This is a genomic window from Pseudomonas sp. P5_A2_2, from assembly GCF_054177685.1.
Genome location: NZ_JBGCUL010000921.1, coordinates 1 through 1735 on the forward strand (window position 1 = coordinate 1; position 1735 = coordinate 1735).

At 59.2% G+C, this 1735-nt stretch carries 1 protein-coding gene; it reads left to right on the forward strand.

Annotation, left to right across the window (positions count from 1 at the left end):
* Positions 1–1635 (forward strand): acyl-CoA synthetase (locus tag ACXRVY_RS27345; protein ID WP_458238763.1); only part of this gene is annotated, 1635 nt, incomplete at its 5' end.
* Between the last annotated feature and the right edge of the window lie 100 nt (positions 1636–1735).

A 1735-nucleotide genomic window follows, 5' to 3' on the forward strand; every position in this document is an offset into this window, starting at 1 on the left:
CCCAACCTGCCGGAAACCCACTTCACCATCTGGGGGGGCGAAGCGGCCGGTGTCGTCATGGCGATCAACCCACTGCAAGAAGCCAAACAGATGGCTGCCTTGCTGCGGGCCGCCAAGGCCAGCGTGGTGGTAACGCTCGCACCGACGCCGGGCAGTGACCTGTGGCCGAAGTTGGCGTCGCAGCTGGATCAACTTCCCGAGATCAAGCACGTCGTTTGGGTTGGCATGGGACCCTATGTTGATGCAGCTCAGCGTGAATCCCTTGAATCCCTGGCAGAGAAAGAGCGTGAATTGCACAGGGGGGCCACGATTCACGAGTTACGGACGTTGATGGATGCTCAGCCAGGCACGCACCTGAAAAGCGACCGGCAATTGCGCCCTGAGGAGCGTTCCTCTTACTTCTGCACCGGCGGCACCACTGGGCTGCCCAAGATCGCGATGCGGACGCATGGGGCAGAGGTCTTCAACGCGTGGGCCATGGCTACGCACATGCAACCACATGGGAGTGGCCAGGTCATTTTCTGTGGGTTGCCGCTGTTCCATGTAAATGCACAGCTGGTGACAGGCTTGATGCCCTGGACCCAAGGTGATCATGTCATCCTTGGCACGCCGCAGGGTTATCGCGGTGAGGGGGTGATCCCACGCTTCTGGGAGATGGTCGAGCACTTCGGCATCAACTTCTTCTCCGGCGTACCCACCGTCTATTCCGCACTGTTGCAAAACGAGCTGGAAGGCCGTGACCTGTCCAGCCTGCGTTATGCCATGTGTGGTGCCGCGCCGATGCCGGTCGAACTTTTCCGAGAGTTCGAAGGCCGGACCGGGGTGAAGATCCTCGAAGGCTACGGACTCACGGAAGGCGCGTGCGTCTCCTCGGTTAATCCGCCCCATGGCGAGCGCTTCGTCGGCTCCATCGGCATACGGATTGCCTATCAGGGCATGCGTGCAGTCATGCTCGATGACGCTGGAGAGTATCTGCGCGACGCCGACACCGACGAAATTGGCCTGATCACCATCACGGGTCCGAACCTGTTCGAGGGTTACGTTGAAGAAAGCCATAACCGGGGCCTGTGGATCGACATCAATGGTCAGCGCTGGCTGAACACGGGCGATCTGGGTCGCCAGGATGAAAACGGTTACTTCTGGCTGACCGGGCGCAAAAAGGAGCTGATTATCCGCGGCGGCCACAATATCGATCCCAAGCAAATCGAGGAGGCTCTGCAAGCCCATCCAGCGGTGGCGTTAGCCGCGGCCATCGGCAGCCCGGACGTCTATTCGGGTGAAGTGCCGGTTGCCTACGTGCAACTGCGGCCAGGCCACGTTTGCGATGTCGAAGAACTTGAACAGTTTGCTCAACACCACATCAGTGAGCGGGCGGCCATTCCAAAGCGGATCGAAATCCTCGAAGCACTGCCGTTGACGGCGGTGGGCAAGATCTTCAAGCCCGCGTTGCAGCAGCGCGAAGTTGCCAGGGTAGTCCGGCAGGATGTGGATCGCATGTGTCTGAAGGACATTGCGGTCGAGGTGATTGCGCATGAACAACGTGGATTGGTCGTGTGCATCCGGGCCGGGAGACATCAAGAGTCCCTGGCCCTCCTTCTAGGTCGCTATAGCTTTCAGGTGGAGTGGCTCGATTGATCCTGACTTTGTAATTTCGGCACTACGGCCCTGGTACTAATCAGCCAGGGCCTTTTTCAAAAAAACGATGAACTTCAACCGGCACTGCCTAGTGCACCGG